Source organism: Psychrobacter sp. UBA2769 (assembly GCF_002352555.1).
Classification (GTDB): domain Bacteria; phylum Pseudomonadota; class Gammaproteobacteria; order Pseudomonadales; family Moraxellaceae; genus Psychrobacter; species Psychrobacter maritimus.
On the sequence record NZ_DEIR01000026.1, the window covers coordinates 1 to 21,329 of the forward strand.

General features: G+C 43.5%; 19 protein-coding genes and 1 pseudogene. 6 read left to right on the top strand and 14 right to left on the bottom strand.

Annotated features, from left to right (window positions below):
* The 3 genes and pseudogenes from B3Q63_RS12795 to msrA all read right to left on the bottom strand — a co-directional run.
* Window positions 1-444 (bottom strand): annotated as a pseudogene (locus tag B3Q63_RS12795) (DUF1499 domain-containing protein); the annotation flags it as partial.
* A 57-nt stretch (window positions 445-501) separates the two neighbouring features.
* Entirely contained in the window at window positions 502-1,176 is a 675-nt protein-coding gene (gene tmpT, locus B3Q63_RS12800) for a thiopurine S-methyltransferase (protein ID WP_296177417.1), read from the bottom strand.
* A gap of 121 nt (window positions 1,177-1,297) precedes the next feature.
* Window positions 1,298-1,819 (bottom strand): peptide-methionine (S)-S-oxide reductase MsrA, encoded by a 522-nt coding sequence (gene msrA / locus B3Q63_RS12805; protein ID WP_271133401.1) that lies wholly within the window; start codon window positions 1,817-1,819, stop codon window positions 1,298-1,300.
* 288 nt (window positions 1,820-2,107) lie between these two features.
* On the opposite strand from msrA, the gene cmoA reads away from it, so the two are divergent.
* Together cmoA and cmoB are read left to right on the top strand one after the other, a co-directional pair.
* On the top strand, window positions 2,108-2,914 hold the full coding sequence (gene cmoA, locus B3Q63_RS12810) for a carboxy-S-adenosyl-L-methionine synthase CmoA (protein ID WP_296177419.1): 807 nt from the start codon (window positions 2,108-2,110) through the stop codon (window positions 2,912-2,914).
* A 73-nt stretch (window positions 2,915-2,987) separates the two neighbouring features.
* Window positions 2,988-4,019, top strand: a complete 1,032-nt coding sequence (cmoB, locus tag B3Q63_RS12815) for a tRNA 5-methoxyuridine(34)/uridine 5-oxyacetic acid(34) synthase CmoB (RefSeq protein WP_296177422.1) — start codon at window positions 2,988-2,990, stop codon at window positions 4,017-4,019.
* A gap of 132 nt (window positions 4,020-4,151) precedes the next feature.
* Here the strand turns inward: cmoB and B3Q63_RS12820 are convergent, their stop codons facing one another.
* On the bottom strand, window positions 4,152-4,370 hold the full coding sequence (locus B3Q63_RS12820; protein ID WP_201565181.1) for a DUF2788 domain-containing protein: 219 nt from the start codon (window positions 4,368-4,370) through the stop codon (window positions 4,152-4,154).
* A 387-nt stretch (window positions 4,371-4,757) separates the two neighbouring features.
* Between B3Q63_RS12820 and argS the strand changes: the two genes are divergently transcribed.
* The 3 genes from argS (at window position 4,758) to B3Q63_RS12835 (ending at window position 8,754) form a co-directional block, all read left to right on the top strand.
* Window positions 4,758-6,587, top strand: coding sequence for an arginine--tRNA ligase (gene argS, locus B3Q63_RS12825; protein ID WP_296177426.1), 1,830 nt, complete (start codon window positions 4,758-4,760; stop codon window positions 6,585-6,587).
* A gap of 139 nt (window positions 6,588-6,726) precedes the next feature.
* Window positions 6,727-7,554, top strand: coding sequence for an SPOR domain-containing protein (locus tag B3Q63_RS12830; protein ID WP_201565183.1), 828 nt, complete (start codon window positions 6,727-6,729; stop codon window positions 7,552-7,554).
* Between the two features lie 102 nt (window positions 7,555-7,656).
* A complete protein-coding gene (locus B3Q63_RS12835) occupies window positions 7,657-8,754 on the top strand; it encodes a PTS transporter subunit IIC (protein WP_296177429.1) in 1,098 nt (365 codons plus the stop codon).
* Between the two features lie 95 nt (window positions 8,755-8,849).
* On the opposite strand, the gene B3Q63_RS12840 is transcribed toward B3Q63_RS12835, so the two are convergent.
* The 7 genes from B3Q63_RS12840 to rdgB all read right to left on the bottom strand — a co-directional run bounded on the left by B3Q63_RS12840 (window position 8,850) and on the right by rdgB (window position 16,633).
* On the bottom strand, window positions 8,850-9,836 hold the full coding sequence (locus B3Q63_RS12840; RefSeq protein WP_296177432.1) for a c-type cytochrome: 987 nt from the start codon (window positions 9,834-9,836) through the stop codon (window positions 8,850-8,852).
* A gap of 251 nt (window positions 9,837-10,087) precedes the next feature.
* Window positions 10,088-11,125, bottom strand: coding sequence for an SDR family NAD(P)-dependent oxidoreductase (locus B3Q63_RS12845; protein ID WP_296177434.1), 1,038 nt, complete (start codon window positions 11,123-11,125; stop codon window positions 10,088-10,090).
* Window positions 11,126-11,347: 222 nt separating this feature from the next.
* Window positions 11,348-12,661, bottom strand: coding sequence for an ATP-dependent protease ATP-binding subunit ClpX (gene clpX / locus B3Q63_RS12850; RefSeq protein WP_201612622.1), 1,314 nt, complete (start codon window positions 12,659-12,661; stop codon window positions 11,348-11,350).
* A gap of 150 nt (window positions 12,662-12,811) precedes the next feature.
* A complete protein-coding gene (gene clpP, locus B3Q63_RS12855; RefSeq protein ID WP_406947536.1) occupies window positions 12,812-13,507 on the bottom strand; it encodes an ATP-dependent Clp endopeptidase proteolytic subunit ClpP in 696 nt (231 codons plus the stop codon).
* A gap of 549 nt (window positions 13,508-14,056) precedes the next feature.
* Window positions 14,057-15,400, bottom strand: a complete 1,344-nt coding sequence (tig, locus tag B3Q63_RS12860; protein WP_201554876.1) for a trigger factor — start codon at window positions 15,398-15,400, stop codon at window positions 14,057-14,059.
* Between the two features lie 53 nt (window positions 15,401-15,453).
* Window positions 15,454-15,579 (bottom strand): hypothetical protein, encoded by a 126-nt coding sequence (locus tag B3Q63_RS12865; RefSeq protein WP_265089023.1) that lies wholly within the window; start codon window positions 15,577-15,579, stop codon window positions 15,454-15,456.
* Window positions 15,580-15,943: 364 nt separating this feature from the next.
* Entirely contained in the window at window positions 15,944-16,633 is a 690-nt protein-coding gene (rdgB, locus tag B3Q63_RS12870) for an RdgB/HAM1 family non-canonical purine NTP pyrophosphatase (RefSeq protein ID WP_296177444.1), read from the bottom strand.
* Window positions 16,634-17,153: 520 nt separating this feature from the next.
* Here rdgB and B3Q63_RS12875 point away from each other — a divergent pair.
* Entirely contained in the window at window positions 17,154-17,783 is a 630-nt protein-coding gene (locus tag B3Q63_RS12875; RefSeq protein ID WP_183621288.1) for a superoxide dismutase, read from the top strand.
* A 101-nt stretch (window positions 17,784-17,884) separates the two neighbouring features.
* Here B3Q63_RS12875 and B3Q63_RS12880 read toward each other — a convergent pair whose 3' ends face one another.
* From B3Q63_RS12880 to B3Q63_RS12890, 3 genes are all read right to left on the bottom strand, one after another.
* Complete coding sequence (locus B3Q63_RS12880; protein WP_201603085.1) at window positions 17,885-18,658, bottom strand: hypothetical protein; 774 nt, start codon at window positions 18,656-18,658, stop codon at window positions 17,885-17,887.
* Window positions 18,659-18,838: 180 nt separating this feature from the next.
* Complete coding sequence (locus B3Q63_RS12885; protein WP_296177453.1) at window positions 18,839-19,657, bottom strand: DUF72 domain-containing protein; 819 nt, start codon at window positions 19,655-19,657, stop codon at window positions 18,839-18,841.
* A 41-nt stretch (window positions 19,658-19,698) separates the two neighbouring features.
* Entirely contained in the window at window positions 19,699-20,811 is a 1,113-nt protein-coding gene (locus tag B3Q63_RS12890; protein ID WP_296177455.1) for a polyprenyl synthetase family protein, read from the bottom strand.
* Window positions 20,812-21,329 lie beyond the last annotated feature (518 nt).

Below are 21,329 nucleotides of genomic sequence, written 5' to 3' on the forward strand. Positions count from 1 at the left end.
TTTTGATTGGGGATAATTTAATGTTTGTAGTTCAGGGTAGGCGGCGCGCTGTTGGGTTGCTACTTCTACACCTGCATACTCAACTGGGTTTGGTGCATCAGCACGTAGTGGGGCAATGGCTACAAATTCAGGCGGGTTTACCAAATCGGTCGAAATATCATGAATGGGCGGCACACTTTTGCCCTTATTCAGCATGCTAAGCGGTATTGCAATAGCAATAGTAGACAGTAGCAGCGCCATTATCGTACTGCCAAGCGTCACTGTTTTGCGTTTAAATAGGATTTGCAACACCAGCAAGATAAGGGTGGCGATACCCGCAAACACCCCAAACTTAAAACCCGTAAATGCGGTACCTAAGTCGACGACACCATACTTATAAAGTGGACCGGGTAAAGCCACCAGTAAAAAAGCGCTTAAACTGACAAGGCTCACTAAGACTTTCATCGGCTCTCTCCGTTATTATTTGGTCGCTGCTTATTTTATCCTTACTTGCTGTGCTAATTAATCTTGGTTTTTATTCAATAGCCAAACATGCTCAGTTACCGATAGTTCGGCTGCAGAATTAAGGGTTGATGACTGGCTTTCAAGCTCAATAATTTCATAATTAGCATTATAATACTGCTGTAATTGTTCCTGACTAATCGAAAAAGGTGGGCCGTCTTTTTTACTTTGCTCATAGTTCAGGGTAATTAATAGCTGTGGCGCATTATTGCTAAGCTTATATATTTGCTTACTATAATCAGGGCGCATAGTTTCTGGCAAGGCTATTAATGCTGCTCTATCATAAACGGCATCAATGTCGCCAATAGCTGTAGGACTCAGTGCAAAAATATCTGCTACCCATAAGCTAATGGTTTGACCAGCCAGCTGACCTTGATAGCGCTTTAAAGTTGAGCCATCAGCAGCGCTAGTAAACTCAGTAATGGTAGGGGTGATATTTTGTTCAATAAAGAACGCTTGTACGGCTGATTCGACCAGCTCAATGCCAACGACGTCATAGCCTGCGTGAGCCAGCCACACCATATCAACCGATTTACCGCATAAAGGTACCAGCACTCGGCTACCGATGGGCAACGCCAATGTAGAAAAGTGTTTGATTAGCTCAGGGTTGACGTCAGACTTATGAAAGCCAATACGTCCTTCCTGCCAGCGTTGTTGCCAAAATTTAGAATTCATACCATTATTCCTAGCCTATCAATGCTTTAAAGGTTTAACATTATCATACCGCCAAACGCAATAAAAAAGCCAAGCGTATCAACCCTTGGCTTTTATAGCGTCTAAAAATTACGGTAATCGTTTAGCTCACCATATACTGACTAAATTCTTTACGCAGCTTAGCAAGTTTTGGCGGTATGGCAAAGTTGCAGTAAGCTTGCCCCGGATTGCGGTTAAAAAAGTCTTGATGGGTTTCTTCGGCTTTATAAAATTCAACAGCAGGATGAACCTCTGTGACCACATTGAGACCCATGTCACGTAGTTTATTAATGGTACGGTCGACCGTTGGTTTTTGCGCTTCATCGGTATAGAAAACCACGCTGCGATATTGGCTGCCGACATCGTTGCCTTGGCGGTCCATGGTGGTGGGATCGTGAGTAGCAAAAAACACATCGAGTACCACTTCTAAGGGTACAATAGACTCATCAAATGCAACTTTAATTACTTCAATGTGGCCTGTATCACCACCACAGACCGCTTCGTAGTTGGCAGAAACGGCATCACCGCCCATATAACCTGAAACGACAGATTGGACGCCTTTTACCGATAAAAATACCGATTCGGTGCACCAAAAACAGCCGCCGCCTAATATAATGGTTTGCATAATTGTTCCTATTATTCTAACGATAAAATATGCGCTAAATAGTGTGTTTAATAAATAGCCCTTATCTTAAAGGTATTTGATTAAAAAATTCGCTATTTAGCAATATACATTTAGCTTAGCAGGGCAGTTGCCCGCGATAAGTAACAAACAGTAATGTTATAATGGGCTTTTGCTATCTAAAAATGTCTTAAAAACTATTAATGCCATACTCTTTCATTATAGTTCCGTTATCAAAAGTCAAAGTTACATTATCAAAAAACGAGCCACCATCAAAAAACGAGCCACCCCATGAGCCATACCAAACCAGCTACTGTTGTTAATAACACCGTTAAAAACGACATCATTAAACATGACACCTTATTTACCACGCCACTCGATAAAGCGGCGCGTTTTTCTTTTGATGAGCAAGTGGTGGCTTGTTTTCCCGATATGATTCGCCGTAGTGTACCCGGTTATGGTCAGGTGCTAGCGATGTTGCCGATATTTGCCCGTCGCCATTGCAAATACCGCCAACAGGGCAATAATGGGCAACGTGTTAGCCGTGTGTATGATTTGGGCTGCTCATTGGGTGCGGCAAGTATGGCATTGGCAGGCGAGTTTGAGCCGCAAGATTTACAGATTAAAGCGATTGATATCTCACCAGCGATGACCACGGAAGCGAGTGCTTTATTAACGGAAAATTATCCAACGCATAATATTGAAGTGATCACCGCTGATATTCGTGATGTTGAGTTTGAGCCATGCGATATGGTTATTCTTAATTTGACGCTGCAGTTTTTGCCCGCTGCCGATAGAGTGGCGGTATTAGAGAAAATTTATGCAGCATTAAGTGAAGGTGGGATTTTAGTATTAACCGAAAAAACCCATGCTTTTGATGAGCAGTATGATGCGTGGTTGGTTGAGCGTTATTACGACTTTAAACGTGCCAATGGCTATACCGAGATGGAAATCAGCGGCAAACGTAATGCGCTAGAAAACGTTTTGATTACTGATACCTTGGATGAGCATCATGCGCGTCTAGCGCAAGTGGGTTTTGAGCGTCATCTGACGTGGTTTCAGTTTTTAAACTTTGTCTCTATTGTGGCGTTTAAATAACACTTAATCAGCGCAAATTTTTCGCCAAATCGAAGTTTTTATCAGTGCTTTATCAATACGGTAGCCGCCCTTTATGCTTAATGACACCATCACCCACGCTGAACGCGAATTATATCTAACCTTGCTAGCACTGGCGCAGCAGCAGCCGAGCGCTTATGAGTGGCTAACGCGGTTACCGACATGGCTCAATGACATAAAAGACAAAGCCAACTACGCTCACGCACCCGCTTATCAAGCGTCGGTAGCACGATTGCCAGAAATAACAGTCAATAATGTCGATTTAGACAACGATGTCTTGACGGTTGCCGCTAATCTTAGCGACTCTGAGCGTAAACAAACAATGGCACTGTTAAAGCAGCTAATGCCGTGGCGGAAAGGGCCTTTTCAGATTGGTGGTCGGATTGGTAGTGACGAGTCCGCTATAAAAATCGATACTGAATGGCATAGCGATTGGAAATGGCAGCGAGTGTTGCCGCATTTAGGCAATTTAAAAGGTCGGCGCGTATTGGATGTAGGCGGTGGCTCGGGTTATCACGGTTGGCGGATGGCAGGCGCAGGGGCGGAGACAGTTATTATCATTGACCCATCGTGCTTGTTTTATCATCAATTTATGGCCATTCGTCATTTTGTCGGCGCCGCTGATCATTATAAAACGCATTATATCCCCGTACCGCTTGAAGCTTTGCCGGAGCATAGCCAGCTGTTTGATACCGTATTTAGTATGGGCGTGCTCTATCATCGCCAGTCGCCGTTTGAGCATTTACAACAGCTAAAAGGGCAACTGGTTAAAGGTGGCGAGCTGGTGCTTGAAACCTTGGTTATCGATGGCGATGCCAATACCGTACTCGTGCCGCACGACCGCTATGCGCAGATGAATAATGTCTATTTTCTGCCATCGGTCGATGCACTCATTGGTTGGTTAGAAAAAGCAGGATTTACCGAAGTACGCTGCGTCGATATCGCCGTGACTTCTACCGCTGAGCAGCGCAAAACTGAATGGATGACTTATCATTCGTTGGCAGATTTTTTAGACCCTAATGATGCCAGCAAAACCATCGAAGGCTATCCAGCACCGAAACGTGCGACCCTTATTGCAAAAAAATAACTATTGCAAAGAAGGGATTAGACTGCAAACAGAAGATTAGAGTTATCAATCTCGCACAAGGCTGTCATTACTTTTAAATGCGATGTTTCTAAAATGAGCAGTGTTTTGAGAAATAGCTATGGCAAATACCGATTAAATAAACCAGCGTTTGAATGCCATTTCTATTAAAACTTTGAGGATAAAACCAATAAAGCCTGCACCAAGAGCTAAAAACATCCAAAAAGTACCCGCGCGACCCGCTTCAGATTGTTTTGATAAGTCCCAAATGATAAAGAATAAAAAGGCAATAAAAATGGGCAATAAAATATACATACCCCAACTGGTGACGGTACTGGCGGCAATAGCAAACATGGTTTTATCCTATAGATGAAAGTGTAAAGTGGCGCACGCTCTGAGGCTTTTTTTATGATTTTTTATAAATGAGACGATAATGTATAGAAAAAGCAGGCGATAACTGTTTTTCATTATAACGCGGAATAGAGCCGCTATAAATATTTCGCTAACGTCAGGCAACAGTAACGCTACAATCAGCCTAAACAACCCTGTATTTGCAGCCTATAATAGCCATCATCTCCTAAGCTATGCCTATCCAGTATAAAAGTGGTAATTTTAACGCTATTTTTGGTTCAAATAGTGCAATAGCGCCTAAAGGTTGTTATATTTATAGGTTACTTATTTTTTTTGTATTATCTTATATTTCACCAATTTTTTTGTTCATTTATCTGAGTTTATAGTCCTATGTCACAAGCCCAAATTGATACGCTCGCCTCACTATTTGATAGTGCCATCCAAGCCCTAAAAAATGACGGCGAACTACCGGCTGATTGGCAAAACAACAGCCAAATTACACGGACAAAAGACACCAGTCATGGTGATTTTGCGAGCAATATCGCGCTAACGGCCGCCAAAGCTGCGAAAGCCAATCCGCGCCAGCTTGCTGAAAAAATTGTCAACGCCTTGCCTGAAAACCAAAATATTCGCCAAGTAGAAATCGCGGGTCCTGGCTTTATCAACGTATTTTTAAATACCGAAGCCAAATTCGCCGTGTTAGACGATATCTTTAATTTGCAAGAACGCTTTGGTTTAAGCAAGCAGTTTAAAGGTCAAAAAATCCAAGTTGAATTTGTCTCGGCCAATCCAACGTCGAGCTTGCACGTCGGTCATGGTCGCGGTGCCGCCTTTGGCATGAGCGTGGCAAACTTGCTTGAAGCCATTGGTTATGATGTCACGCGTGAGTATTATGTCAATGACGCCGGTCGCCAAATGGATATCTTAGCGACCAGTACTTATTTGCGCTATCTAGAAGCCAACGCTGAGCCAGTCACATTCCCAGTCAATGGCTATCAAGGCGATTATGTCAGTGATATTGCTCAAACACTAAAAACCCAGCACGCTGATAGTTATGTGCATAGTTTTGCAGAAATTGCCAAAGACGTACCAGCAGATGCGCAGTTTGAGATAAATGCAGACGGCGAAAAAGTGCTGCTATCGGGCGATAAAGAAGCCCATATCGACGGACTGATTGCTAATAGTAAAGCCTTGCTTGGTGATGGTTATGAGCTGTTTTTAAATGCAGCGCTTAGTAGTATTTTGGCTGATATCAAAGACGACTTAAATGACTTTGGCGTCCGCTATGAATGCTGGTTTAGCGAAAGATCAATCGATAGCGAGATTGAACCTGTCTTACAAATCCTAGATGAAAAAGGCTATTTGTACGAAAAAGATGGCAATATTTGGTTTAAATCGACCGATTTTGGTGATGAAAAAGACCGTGTCGTTCGCCGTGCCAATGGTCAAAGCACCTATTTTGCCTCTGATATCGCGTATCATAAAAACAAGTTCGATCGCGGTTTTGATAAAGTCATCAACGTTTGGGGCGCTGACCATCATGGCTATGTCCCACGGGTGAAAGCGGCGTTAACGGCGCTTGGTATCGATGCCGACCGTCTTGATGTGGTGCTAGTACAGTTTGTCGCCTTATGGCGCGGTAGTGAAAAAGTGCAAATGTCGTCGCGCTCGGGCAAATTTGTCACCTTACGTGAGCTGCGTCATGAAGTCGGTAACGATGCCGCGCGCTTCTATTACGTCGCCCGTAAGCCTGAAGTACACGTTGACTTTGACTTAGAGCTTGCCAAATCGCAAAGTAAAGACAACTTGGTTTTCTATATTCAGTATGCGCATGCACGGGTTTGCCGCGTGTTAGAAAAACTAGAAACCAGTGGTCTGCAAGTAGACGATATTACTGGCGCTGAAAAGCAAGAGTTATTAACCGCACCGAGCGAAGAAGAATTGATTAAATTACTGGGCGCTTATCCGGCAACCTTGCTACGTGCAGCGACAGGCTATGAGCCGCATATCTTAACCAACTATCTAAAAGAGTTGGCGGCGTTATTTCATGGTTGGTACGATAGCAATCGCATCTTGCCCGTCAGCCTAACCTCGGGTGAGACGCCAAGCCAAGATGAGATGGATATGATGCAAGCTCGCCTACGCTTATCTAAGGCGGTTAGGCAGGTATTGAGTAATGGGCTTAGCTTATTAGGCTTGTCTGCGCCGTCTAGTATGTAGTATAAAGAGAGACGGCTGCTAGCCATCATTCGCCGACGACTATTTGGCAATAACAATTCGAAAATGATAATTCGACAATGACAGTTCAACATTGATAATTCGACAACGATAGATATATTCAGTAGGGAGAACGAGATCCATGTTAGCCAAAAAACCAAAAGGTGCCACTGAAAAACGCAAAACAAGTAGTGTGTCAGGCTTATTATGGATGTTTGTTGGGGCGGTGTTGACACTCATGATTGGGGTGTTTTTATACCTCTCACCATTGTTTAATTTTAGTCCTGCGGGCAGCGAAGACGGTACCGATCCTGATAGACAAGTTCAGCAACGAGTCGATACCGACACCGATAATGGTGATTATGAGTTTTATGATATTTTGCCCAATCAAGAGATGGCAACGATTCCTGATGAAGACTTTGGGGAAGGCGATGATAGCCAAGCAGGTCAAATCACTGACTTCGAGCCAGATGTAGTCGTTAATCAGCCTCAAAGTACGACGCCCGCTACTGATGCAGGTAACTTTGGCATCTCTGAAAATACCACTATTGAGCCGAATCGTGGCAACAATGCTAATAATGCAGCCACCAGCAATAATGACGACGATATTGTCATCGTTGAAGAAGATGCGACTTACGATGGCACACCAGCTGCCAACAATACAGGCGCGAATACAGGCGCGGCTGCGAACAAACCCAGCGCTGGTACTGCAAGCATTCAAGCGGCCAAACCTGCTACTTATATTTTGCAAATCAACAGCTTTGGTGATGCCGACGAAGCAGATCGTCGCCGTGCTCAAGTCTTGATGGCGGGTGTGGACGCTCGAGTGGTAAAAAATACCACGGGTAATGGTTTGCCTATCTATCAGGTTATCTCACGCCCGATGAATAACCGTCAAGCGGTTGCCACTGCTCAGCAGCGCCTACAAAACAATGGTATAGATTCTATCATTGTCGAACAGCGTCGTTAGACCTACAGTATTGATAAAAAAAGCGTCACGGTGGCGCTTTTTTTATCCCTTTTTTTTGATATATTTTTTGGCATCTTTTATCAAACTTAACATAAGAGCATCATGATGACTGTGACACCTTCAGAAACTGCACCCGTCGGTATGATTCGAGCTTTTTTCCAAAAGTATTTTATCGATGCTTTTACTGGGATGGCGTTAGGACTGTTTGTTACCCTTATTGCCGGTCTTATCATCTCGCAAATCGGTGGCTGGTTAAACTTGCCCGCCTTGGTTGCGGTTGGAAAACTGGCCTCAGTATTAATGGGTGCGGGTATCGGTGTCGGTATCGCTTATTATCTTAAAGCGCCAACGTTAGTGATGCTAAGCTGCTTGGTTGCAGGGATGCTTGGTGCGCATTCTGAAGCTTTGATGGCAGGTAACTTATTTATCGCGCAAGAGGCCGGTCCAGCAACCTTTGCTGCCGTGCCCGGTAATCCGATTGGTGCTTATTTGACCTCAGTATTTGCTTATCGTGCTGGTACTTGGGTCGCGGGCAAAACCAAGCTCGATATTTTGCTGATACCGTTAGTAGTATGTACGGTGGCCCTAATCGTCTGTGCGCTGCTTAATCCTCCTGTCGTTGCTGCGGTCAATGCAATTGGTCAAGGCATTCAAGCCGCAACTGAATTGCAGCCATTATTAATGGGTATCGTGATAGCAGTCGTCGTTGGGATTCTATTGACACTACCGACCTCAAGCGCTGCTATCTGTATCGCTATTGGGCTTGGCGGCTTAGCGGGCGGGGCGGCTGTCGTTGGCTGTGCGGCGCATATGATTGGTTTTGCGGTGGCCAGTTTTAAAGATAACGGCGTCAGTGGCGTCATATCTCAAGGACTTGGCACCAGTATGCTACAAATCCCTAACGTCCTTAGAAAACCTATTGTTTTATTACCTGCTGTGATAGCCAGTGCTATTGTTGGTCCTATCGCAACTGTTGGCTTTGGGCTGGCTTGTACGGCAACTGGTGCTGGTATGGGTACGGCAGGATTGGTTGGGGTGTTTGGCGTCATTGAAGCATCACAAGGAATTATGAGTAGCGCTCAATTATGGACGGCGATTATTTTATTGATGTTTATTTTACCTGCGCTTATCGCTGGGGTGGTCGCTTATGTGATGCGCCGCCTTGGTTGGTTGGTCGATGGCGATATGAAACTGCCTTAAATTAATCAAATTATACTAAGCATCAATAATTATAAAAAAGCCCAGCTACTTAAGGAGCTGGGCTTTTATATTATATAACTTATAAGCTTTTTTAATTAACGACGGACATCTTTTGGTGCATCGCCGTTCGGCCAATCTTTGTCTTTATTGGCTTTTACAGGGCGTGGCAAGTGGGTAAAGTAGGCGGCAATATCGACGGCTTCTTGGTCGCTTAGCGTATTACCTTGTCCAAATGGCATTTTACCTTTGATAAAGGCGGCGGCAGTATAAGTACGTGCCATCCCTGCGCCATCATTAAAGGATTTATCGCCAGCTACCGCAGGATAGATATAAGTACCATCGTCATTATATTGACCTTCGCCATTATCACCGTGACAAACGCTACATTTTTCTGCAAATAGCTTTTCACCCGTTTCAGGGTTTGGCTCTAACTCTTTATTTACTTTGACAAATCCACGACCTTCAGGAGATACGCCGACGGGCATATCTTGCGACAGCCAAGTCATATAAGAGATAATGGCGTTCATATCATCGGAGCCCAAATCAAGCGCTGTACCGTTCATTGAGCGCTCAAAACAACCATTGACACGCTCTTGCAAGGAGTTGATACGACCACCGCGCGAACGATAAATAGGGAAGATGCCCGGCAGACCATTCCATGGCGCCGCAAACGCTTCTGAGCCGTTACCTAAGTGGCAACTGGTACAGTTGAGCTGGTTACCAACGTTATTTGGCATCTCTTTATAAGTATGATTGACAATCTGTAAACCTCGACGAATGGCGGCACCGCGCTCGTCATCTGGGATGGTAGATTCGTCTGGCATATTAATCGCTGGTTTGCCTTCAGCTGCGCCTGCCGCATCACCGCCGCCTGCGCTAGCGCTCATATCACTGGCAGCTGGCATATTACCTTTTAGCGTTTCGGCACGGGCTTCGAGGGCTTTAACGCGAGCCAAGGCTTCTGCTTCTTCCAAACGGTCAACGGCTTTGGTCTCATTGCTATTACTACAGCCGGCCATACTGACGGCACTAAAGCGACAAATGATGCCAACAGATGGTGAACGTTCTAAATAGCAAGGCATACTGTTTTTACTAAAAAGCGCGTAAATATGAAAATATTTACGCGCTTTTTTTGATGAAGATGTTTTTATATAGTAATTGCAAAATAAAATCGATACGTTAGTATTCTTGTGCTAATGGGATAGATTTTTCTTGCTTGCTGTTCGCAGGCGTAACAGAGGCTGCAAAAAACTCACCCCATTAGCATTTTGTATCGGTTTTAGATCGAATAGACGACAGCTGTTTAACTTATTATTGTTTATCTGCCGCTATATTAATTAGCAATCGCCGCTTTGCGGTTAGCCGTTTTTGCGCGTTTTTTGCCTTTTAATTGACGTGATAGCTTATTGACGTCATTCAATACCTTGCTATAGCGTGCTGGGAATACGCGCTGGACAGCATCTATCATTTTGGCATCATTGCCAATCAAGCAGCGTGGCTGATTGGTCGCGGCAGCCTGCAAAATAATCCAAGCGGCGGCGCTGGCATCAAATTTTAAAAATTTATTAAAACTACTGATGGCTTTGCGGCCGCTACGCATACCAAGGTCGCTGATACTGTCGTTACCACGGGCGCTATTGGCGATATTGGTTTTGATGCCACCGGGATGAATACAGGTCGCTGAGACGCCGCAGCGCTGAATATCTAGCTCTTGACGCAGACTTTCAGTAAAGCCGCGTACGGCAAATTTGCTAGCATTATAGGCAGATTGTGACGGCTGCGCGGTCAAACCAAACAAGCTTGAGATGTTAATGATATGACCATGTTCGTTAAACTTACGTGCTTTGCTGTCTTTTTTACCACCATCAATTTCGCTTTCTTTCACGCTGTTTTTAATCAATGGCAAAAATGCCTTGGTGCCGTAAACCACGCCCCAAAAGTTGATGTCCATCACCCATTCAAGCTCGCTAATGCTGCTACCTTCTACGCTTGAATAAAGCGCCACGCCCGCATTATTAAAGATAAAGTTTACTTTACCATGCTCCGCCATCACGCTATCCGCCCACGCTTCGACGGCTTTATTATCTGAGACATCGAGTACCGTGGTGGTGACTTTGACATCATAGCCGACCAGTAACTCTTTGGTTTGTGCCAATTGCTCAGCATTGATATCTGATAGCGCCACATGGCAGCCCATTTTTGCTAAATGAATGGTAAGCTCGCGCCCCATGCCAGAGCCAGCACCAGTGATAGCGGCGACATGGTTGCGGTAATAGGAGGTAATGTCAAGGTCTTGCTGCGAGGAAAAATGCAGATGTTGGCGTAGTGAATTTGCTATTGCAGAGACATTTCCAGAAACAGTGTTAAGCATGATAAACAGTCCTTTGTATCATTAATTGTATTGGTATTTCTACTTTAGCATGATTGATGATAAGCGCTGATAGCAATTGATAAACGCGGCTGTCATTTTTACCCACTACATTCGCTGCAAGAAATAAAATGAGAAGTAAGCGGACATAAAAAAAGTGTCTAGTATAATTCACACTAGACACTTTTACTTTAATTACCGCTTCAATAGAGCAGATAAGAGCTTTTAAGCGTCTATCGCTATCTGTTCTGAGTCACCGTTAGAGAAGGTGATTTCAGGGATTTTACCGTCGTTGATTACTGCTTCATCAACGAGTACAGTCTTAGCATTTTCCATTGAAGGCAGCTCATACATGGTTTCAAGTAGGGCATTTTCTACGATAGAGCGCAGACCACGGGCACCTGTTTTGCGTGCCATTGCTTTTTTAGCAATCGCATCAAGCGCTTCTTTAGTAAAGGTAATGTCAGCGCCTTCCATATCAAACAGATACTTATACTGCTTAACCAACGCATTCTTAGGCTCTGTGAGAATTTGCACCAATGCATCTTCATCAAGCTCTGTGAGCGCAGCAAGCACAGGAAGACGACCGATAAGCTCAGGGATAAGACCAAACTTGATCAAATCTTCCGGCTCTACTTGTTGTAGTAGCTCTGAGCTACGTTTACTATCGTCTTTTGAGCTGACATCGGCATTAAAGCCAATGCCTGTTTTTTCAGTACGCTGCTGAATCACTTTATCAAGACCGGCAAACGCGCCACCAACGATGATAAGGATATTGCTGGTGTCAACTTGGATAAGCTCTTGCTGTGGATGCTTGCGACCGCCGTGTGGCGGAATAGCGGCAACCGTGCCTTCGATAAGCTTAAGCAAGGCTTGCTGGACACCTTCACCTGACACGTCACGCGTGATAGATGGGTTGTCGCCTTTTTTGCTGATTTTATCAATCTCATCGATATAAATGATGCCTTGCTCAGCTTTACTGACATCATAATCTGATGCTTGCAATAGCTTTTGCACGATGTTTTCAACATCTTCACCGACATAACCAGCTTCGGTTAAGGTCGTGGCATCTGCCATCGCAAATGGCACATCAAGCAGGCGCGCTAAAGTTTGCGCCAGTAAAGTCTTACCAGAACCGGTTGGACCAATCAGCAAGATATTACTTTTTGCCAATTCTACCATGGCATCATCAGCACCGATTTTAGCTTTTTTGCTGTCATTAGCCAAAGTTTGGCTGACTTTTAGGCGTTTATAATGGTTATAAACCGCCACCGCCAAGGCTTTTTTCGCCGCATCTTGCCCGATGACATATTCGTCAAGCTTGGCACGCAGCTCTTTTGGTGTTGGCAGCTTTTTATTGACCCAAGAGGTATCAATGTCGCTGTCGTCGTCACCATCTTCGGCGCTATCGGCAATCAGGTCTGTACATAGCTCAATACATTCATTACAAATATTGGCGTCGTCAGCGGCAATCAGCTGCTTTACTTCACTTTTTTCTTTGCCGCAAAACGAACACTGCGGGGTGTTATCTTCTGCCATATACAGGCACTCCTAAAATTTAATACTGATCAATATTCTGATTATGGACATCGATGCAAAAGCGCAGGGCACTTAATATATTTTCTCTTACCCTATCGCGCTTAGGCATCTGATGTTTTAAAGTCTCTTAGACGGCTGCTATTAAAGCGCTTATAGAGAAGTCGGGCGACGCTCTAATACTTCATCAACCAAACCATATTCTTTAGCTTCTTTGGCATCTAACCAATAGTCACGCTCAACGTCTTTTTCGATTTTTTCAACGGGTTGACCGGTACGCTCAGCCAAAATCTCGTTCAAGCGAGCACGCGTTTTTAGAATTTCACGCGCATTAATTTCGATATCAGTTGCCTGACCTTGCGCGCCGCCTGAAGGCTGGTGAATCATTACGCGAGAGTTGGCTAGGGCATAACGTTTGCCTTTTTCGCCAGCTGCGAGCAAAAATGAGCCCATGCTATAAGCGCCGCCCATACAAATGGTCGAAACTTCAGGTTTGATAAAGTTCATGGTATCAAAAATAGCCAAACCAGCACTGACTGAGCCACCTGGCGAGTTGATATATAAATGGATGTCTTTATCAGGGTTTTCTGCTTCTAAGAATAATAACTGGGCGACGATAAGATTGGCCATGTGGTCTTCAACTTGACCGGTCAAAAAGATAACCCGCTCACGTAATAGGCGTGAGAAAATATCAAACGAGCGTTCACCGCGCGCTGACTGCTCAACCACCATTGGAACCAATGCAGCTTGGGGCGCGCTTTGGTTATATTGTGCGCTTTGGGCAGTGGTGTGCGCACTCATCAACATATCAAAATGCGGGTTAGCAGTGATGCGATCATAATCTGTCATAAAGATGTCCTGTTTATAAGTACATAAAGTAAAGAGGTATAGGCTAGCTGTTGGCTAAATTTTTATGGTGGTTATCATTGTAAACATTGCCGCCTATGAATAAAAGCTGCCTGTTAATAAAAGCTATCTGCTAATAAAACCTATTCGGTTCAATTAAATGCTTTAAATATCGCTAGCAAGTAGCCAATCATATTCATGATTTAAGACGGCGCTTAAAAGTTATTCCATCTACTTGCTAGAAATAGCAGCTGTCAAAAATAGTAGCCGCTAAAAATAATTGAGCTAATGGTAACTTTTTTATTGCGGCAATAGTAACTTTTTAATGTGACAAATGATAAATGACTCCCTATTAATAAGGCGTCTGTGCCCATTTATCAAGGGCAGTAGCAATAAACACCAGATAAAAGTAGCTAATAAGCCAGTAATTTATAAGCTCGCAATAAAAATGCCCTAACAAATTGTTAGGGCATTGGCATTGTGTTTAGCATTTTTGCAATAAGAGTAGCAATTTGCTATTAATAGCAAATTGCCAAGTTATCTCTTACTAAATTACATACCTTGCTGCTGTTGTTGCTGAGCAGCTAGCAAGTCTTGGTAGCTGACTTCTTTGTCAGTTACTTTACCTTGCTCGATTAGATAGTCAACCACTTGGTCTTCTAGAACCACAGACTCAATGTTAGCGCGTTGCTGCTTGTCATTGGTGTAGTACTCGATGACCTCGCTTGGATCTTCGTAGTTTTCAGCGGCTTCTTTGATAAAGCTTTCAACACGCTCTTGGTCGACTTCTAAGCCTTTGGTGTCGATAACGCGAGCAACGATGATGCCAAGACGGGCAGCACGTAGCGCTTGCTCTTCGAACAGCTCATTTGGCAGCATGTCTTTATCGAAGCTATCAGCATTGGCACCGAACTGCTGAGAAAAACGTTGCATCATCATGTTGCGTTGACGCTCGATTTCTTGCTCTAGCATGGCGTTTGGTACGTCAAACTCGTTCTTTTCTAGTAGCGCATCAAAGGTCGCTTGTTTTACTTGGCTACGCGCCGCATTTTTGATTTCGCGTTCCATGTTTTTACGCACGTCTTCTTTTAATTTCTCAACGCCGCCTTCTTTAACACCGAATAGCTCTAGGAATTCTTCGTTGATTTCAGGTAGTTTTGATTTTTCAACCAATTTTACGTTGATTTTGAACTGGGCTTCTTTACCAGCCAAGTTTTCAGCTTGGTAATCTTCTGGGAAAGTAACGTCAATGACTTTTTCTTCGCCAGCTTTCATGCCTTTGATACCATCTTCAAAGCCTGGAATCATCTGGTTGCTACCGATAACCAGTTTGAAGTCTTCAGCAGAACCGCCTTCGAATTTTTCGCCGTCGATTGAGCCTTCAAAGTCAAACGTTACTTGGTTGTCTTTGGCCGCTTTACCTTTTTTCTCAACGAATTCTTCACGTTGTTTTTGTAGGTTTTCAATCATGGTGTCAACGTCTTCGTCGCTAACCGTCGCTGTGTGACGCTCAACTTCGATTTCATCAATACCTTGTACGTCGATTTCTGGGAAGATTTCAACAGTGGCTTGATATACCAAGAAATCATCTTCAAGTTTTACATCATCGATGTTAGGCATGCCAACGGCGCGGATGTCTTCCGATTTGATCGCTTCAAAAACGGTATCACGGATCACATCGTTGATAACTTCTTGTTGAATGCCAGCACCGTACTGTGAACGGATATGTGACATAGGGACGTTACCTTTACGGAAACCATCAATCTTGGCAGTTTTCGCAACTTGGCGAATACGGCCTTCAACTTTGTTTTGAATTTTTTCAACGGGTACTTTAACCGTTAGCTGAGTTTCTTTGTTAGATAGCTTGTTGGTTGTAACTTGTAAATCTGTAGCCATGTTCATTACACCTTTAGGATTTAATAGTACGTTTGATTAAATAGTACTTAGGGTTAAATAGTAATAGACAACCGTGCCTCAAAATACGGGCGAGTGTGACCGATTGCCGTTGGAATAAATAGGGGATATTGATAGCGCGCAATTTCGCAGTCCGTGCCCGTAGCAATCGCTACTGACACAAAAATGTGAAACGCTTTATCTGAATAGACGCTATCTGATATCAATATTAACCGTAAATAGGTCGCATAATAACGCTTTTTGCGCAATTATACAGACAAATAACGGCTTTCAACAAAATTTTAAAAGTAGAACAGTATAATCCATCTGTTTATCAAAGTAAAAATTATCTGTTTGCGGTCTAAATAGGGCAGCGCTGCTATCGTCCGTTCAAATAAAATTACTGGGTTAATATTGTCGTATTATCGGTATTATCGGTATTAACTATTATCGGTATTAATAACATAGCAAAGCAGTAAACGCTATGGATCGACGATAAGGTAGGACTGCTTTTATTCGGATTGCTTTTATAAGGCAGAATTGCTTTTATAAAGACAATAAAGGCAACTGCGCCAATAATTGCTCAATCGCCTGACCGCGATGACTGATGCTGTTTTTATCAGCAGCGCTGAGGCTTGCCGCCGTTGCTTGCAACTCTGGCAACCAAAACAGCGGGTCATAACCAAAACCGCCATCACCATGCGGCGCCGTCAAAATCTCACCGTGCCATAAACCTTGGGCGATAATTGGTAACGGGTCATCTGCGTGACGTACCATTGCCAATACGCAAACGAACATGCCTTTAATAGGCTCATCAGGCTGTGCTGCGCGAATAGGCTGCAAGTCGGCAACAAGCTTAGCATTGTTTTTACTGTCATTGCCGTGCTCGCCTGCATAGCGGGCAGAGTAGATACCGGGTGCATTGCCCAATGCTGGCACGCATAACCCTGAATCATCAGCAATCGCCGGTAATCCGCTTGCTCGGCTGGCATGACGGGCTTTGATAATGGCGTTTTCAACGAAGCTTAATCCATCCTCGATTGCATCGTCGATATCAAGCTGACCTTGCGGGACAATCGTCACATCTAGATTTGCCTCAGCAAATAGGCGGGTAAACTCAGCAAGTTTGCCTTTATTGTTACTGGCGAGCACCCATTGGCTTTGTGGTGTGTCTGGATTTGAATCATTTAAGGTGGATGCTTGTTGATGAGTCTCTGTGGCGCTGGCTTGATTCATATTCTTTGTCCGTAATTGAGTCGCTTATACGCGCATATTCTAGGCTAGCATCGGCTAAATTACCAATTAGCATAACGAATCGCTGATTCATAACATTTGGTAACTGATATTTGTCGTCACTATTGCTATAATAGGCAACAAGCTACAGTGAATTATATCTTATAGCTTGTGAACTTAAAGTTAATAATAGCTTTAATCGTTAGTAAATAGTTTTAAACGCTAACAATGGTTTTTAAGTCCCTGTTTTGGCATTTGACGGTTTTGATGTTTAATGACTTGGCATTTAAAAAGTTTGAGTGTTTAAAATTTCTCGTATTTAACGATATAATAACTATTGAGTGTTGCTCGCTTAAGATAACTTTCAAATTTAGCGCTTTTTTAGGTTTACCGCATTATGTGTTAGCCTAGTGAGTGTTAAATTTCTCTAACAATAAACTAAGCCAATTTAGTCTCATAATTTATAGCGTTTGTTTTAAGCTATACCTAATACTAATGGCTAAACCAGCAAGGATAAAATAATATGTCAAAGATTACATTACCAGAACTACCGTATGCAAAAGACGCGCTAGAGCCACATATCAGTGCTGAAACGCTAGAATACCATCATGACAAGCATCACAACGCATATGTGACTAAGTTAAACGAATTGCTACCAGGTTCTGGTCTAGAAGACAAAACTTTGTCAGAAATCATCGTAGCAACCGCTAAAGATGACAGCAAACAAGGTATGTTTAACCAAGCAGCACAAGTTTGGAATCACACGTTCTACTGGAACTGCATGACGCCAGACAATGGCGGCGGCGAACCTACTGGTGACTTGAAAGCGAAAATCGAAGAAGACTTCGGCAGCTATGACAAGTTCCGTGAAGAGTTCAAAAACGCAGCATTGACTCAGTTCGGTTCAGGTTGGGCTTGGCTAGTGGCTGATAAAGTCGGTGGCAAACTATCAATCGCCAAAACAGCTAACGCTGATACGCCACTTGCACATGACCAAGTAGCAGTATTGACTTGTGACGTGTGGGAACATGCGTACTACATCGATTATCGTAACCGTCGTCCTGACTATGTGGACACGTTCCTAGACAAGCTAGTGAACTGGGACTACGCAAACGCTAAATATAAAGGTCAAGATGCTGGTGTTGAAGAGTAATCTTTAACGACTAAGTATTTGATTGATAAAAAAGGACGCTGAGAGGCGTCCTTTTTTTGGTTTGGATTTATATAAAAAATGGCTCTTTTGGGATTGTCTAATTAGTTAGGTTCTTTCTCATCTAATAGTTGTATTTTAGTGGAACTTAAATCAATGAAGTTTGCGATTTCTCTTACAGAAATTAATGATAGCTTTTTAGTATTTAATTCATAATAGCGTTGGTTATTTTGCCAGCTAAAATTGTATAAAAGCTCTTGTCTATCAGAATATAGGCTTTCTAGTCTTGCAGGCTTATCATTGACTTTATCGTTCAAGAAATCCTCAATCACTGTTAGCCTGACGGAACCGTTTTTAGGTATATAATGTTCTGTGAGCTCAATAACAGATTGACCATTATTGATATCGTAGACCTGATAAAATATATTGTATTTGTTATTAGCTAATATGCCAGAGCTATTCAAACCTACCAACTTACTATTATAAAAATTATCTAAGAGAACTGGCTCGAATGTTAATTTATATTTAGCTTTATTGATATCTTCATCTAGGGCTTGGAAGTTATTCTTAGCCTCACCAATCATTGTCTCATCAAACTCTGTTGTCTGTATGCCACCACTAAGGCTGCCAGTAGTTTTCAAATTTTTTAATGCAGTTAAGGCTTCGTTTCTTTCAGATTCTATTAGGTTAGATAATTTGATGTAGTGTATGCCCATATCCTCTTCTTCTAAACCAAAAGCTTTGTAGGCTTTTTGCTGATTATTTTCACTATCTACGTCGATAATATTCGCTACATTAGGGTTTATCAGAAATAAATATATAATAAGAATAAAAGAAATTGTACCTAATCCTAAAAACACTATAAGGTTTTTTCTCATAAGAACGACTCTTTACTATAGTGATAAATGGCAGCTTTTTACAGCAGTAAAAGGGTGGATTTAAGTTCCCAAGCTAACTTTTCTACTATGTTTCTAAGAAGCTACAATAACCTAAAAATATAGATTTTCATCTAAACTAGAGTTAGTTAAACCCTCTGATATACAGCGTGGGGAGTAGTGCTACAACACCTCAAACCCAAACTTACCCAACGCTTCCCTCAACATCGCAATATTATAATAAGCATGCGCATTAACGGTATTTTGAAAGAAAATATAGAGCGTATCAAAATGCTGATGCTGATTGGCAATTGCTTGCGCCCAATCCTGCATTTCCGCCTCGCTGTAGCGATAATCATGACGGTCAGCGGCACTCATCGCATCCCACCAGTTTAGATTGTTACCATGCATCCGCAGATAGCCAGTGCGCTCGGTAAATATCAATCGTGACGGTGGTAGACCGCTGACTTTGGGGTAATCGACGCTACACCAAATCAGCCCTTGTTTGACAAAACTATCAACCACTTGCGGGGTATGCCAACCATTATGGCGAAACTCAACGGCTAGTGGATAGTCTTGAAACCAACTGACAAGGTTTGCCAGATATAGACGATGCTCGCGGGTACGATCAAAGCCGTGTGGGAATTGTAGTAGTAGTGGCGCGAGAGCGTTGGCTTCGATCAGTGGCGTGAGGGCAGTAATAAATGCTTGCGCGTGATCGCTTGTGCCTTTACGTGCATGAGTAAAGTCTTGATGCAGTTTGACCGCGAACTTCAACTCACTGTCTGCTTGCACGTAGGCTTTATCGACCATACCAGCAAAGGCTTTTTGTCCGATGGGCGCGTAGAAAGTGCTATTAATCTCGACCGCGCCGTATTGCGTGGCGTATTCGCGTAAGAAATCCGTCTTTTTGGTACCAGTGGGATATAGCGTACCAAGTAAGTCGGTATCGCTATAACCGCCGGTGCCAAGGTAAATACGCGGAGTAGGGGTACTGTCCATGTTGACCACCCTTTGCTATTTTTAATTTATCATTAATAAGCTTATTTTTTACGTGACCATAGCCATTCAATGAGTGCCAATAGTGCGTTGTTGTCTGCACTGTCTTTTTTGCCACTCAGCTCACGGCTGCTCAACTCGCGAATAATGGCTGCGCGTCCGTCATTAAATAGCGATTGCGCATAGGTGGTTGCCTGCTCAACGCCCATCAATTTTACATAGGTAGATTTGTCTAACTTTTCATCGCTGCCAGCAGGTTTGCCAAGCGTATCGGTGCTGGTGGTGACGTCTAAAATATCGTCTTGTACCTGAAAGGCGAGTCCAATATGCTGCGCACACTCTTGTAGAGCCATACGCTGTGGAGCGGTCGCGCCAGCGCAAATCCCGCCCATTAGCATCGCCGCTTCAATGAGCGCACCGGTTTTATCACGGTGGATAGCTTCTAAATCGCTTTGTGAAATGCCTGTAGTAGCTTCGGCATTAAGGTCGAGCATTTGACCCGAAACCATACGTCTGGCACGCGGCGCAAATATCGCGATGAGCTGGCTTGCGATAGCTGAGTCAAACGGCGCAAAGGTTGGCAGCTCTGCCGTCAATACTTCAAAAGCTAAGGTCTGTAGCACGTCACCTGCCAGCAGTGCGGTTGATTCTTCAAAGACGATATGGGCGGTTGGCTGACCACGGCGCAGGTCGTCATCGTCCATACATGGCAAGTCATCATGCACCAATGAATAGGTATGCAGCAGCTCTACTGCCAACGCCGCACGGCGACACATATCATAATCTGAGTCGTTTTCTAACAGAGCTTCCAAACCGTCAGCGTTAGCCATACTGTTTTTATCATCAGTGCTTTTATCTGTATTTTCATTGGCATTGGCATTGGCATTGGCATTAGCATTGCTTTGATTGACACTATCAAAGGCGCTGGCGACCAATAACGGACGTACCAATTTACCTTGACCGGTCATCACATAACGGCAAGCATCAATCAGTGGGCTTGGCAGCTCAGCGTAAGCAAATAGCACTTCGATATCTTGCGACAGTTGCGCGCGCACGGCGCTATGAAATTGCTCGGTGTTGTTATCGAAGCCAGCAAAAGATACGAGTCTTGTAGGCATCAGGCTTGGCGTATTAGTAGAAGAAGTAGAAACAGTCATAACCCAACCATCTATCAGGTGAATAATAAAAATAGTGCTAGTGTAGCATGATAGATTATATTCCTTAGCGAGCGGGTATCATCAATGACGCATTTTTGGCGCTTTAATGTTAAAAAATTGGCTTAAAAAAGCTGGAAATAATACAACAAGCCCTCGTTACGTATGGGCGATGTATCTTGGCGGTTGGATATGTTTTGATAAGGGATAGCGCTTATCGATAAATAAGCGGTATTTATAAGCGTTAAAAGCATGATTGTCAGTATATAATCTCAGTATACAAGCAGTCACTTAAAGCACCTTGGCAGCAAGGTAAAGGGCTAGTATCGACTTAAGAGTGACTTGCGAGTATGGTATTAGCTTGTGACAGTCGGGGGCATAATCCCCTACACTAATTGGCGTGAAAATGGTCTGGTGCTTAGCAGGTGGGTTTTTAGCCCTTATCTATGTGACATATCAGCTCAATATTCAGTCAGTATTTATACGACGGGTATTCGCACCATTAGGATTTATCACAGCAT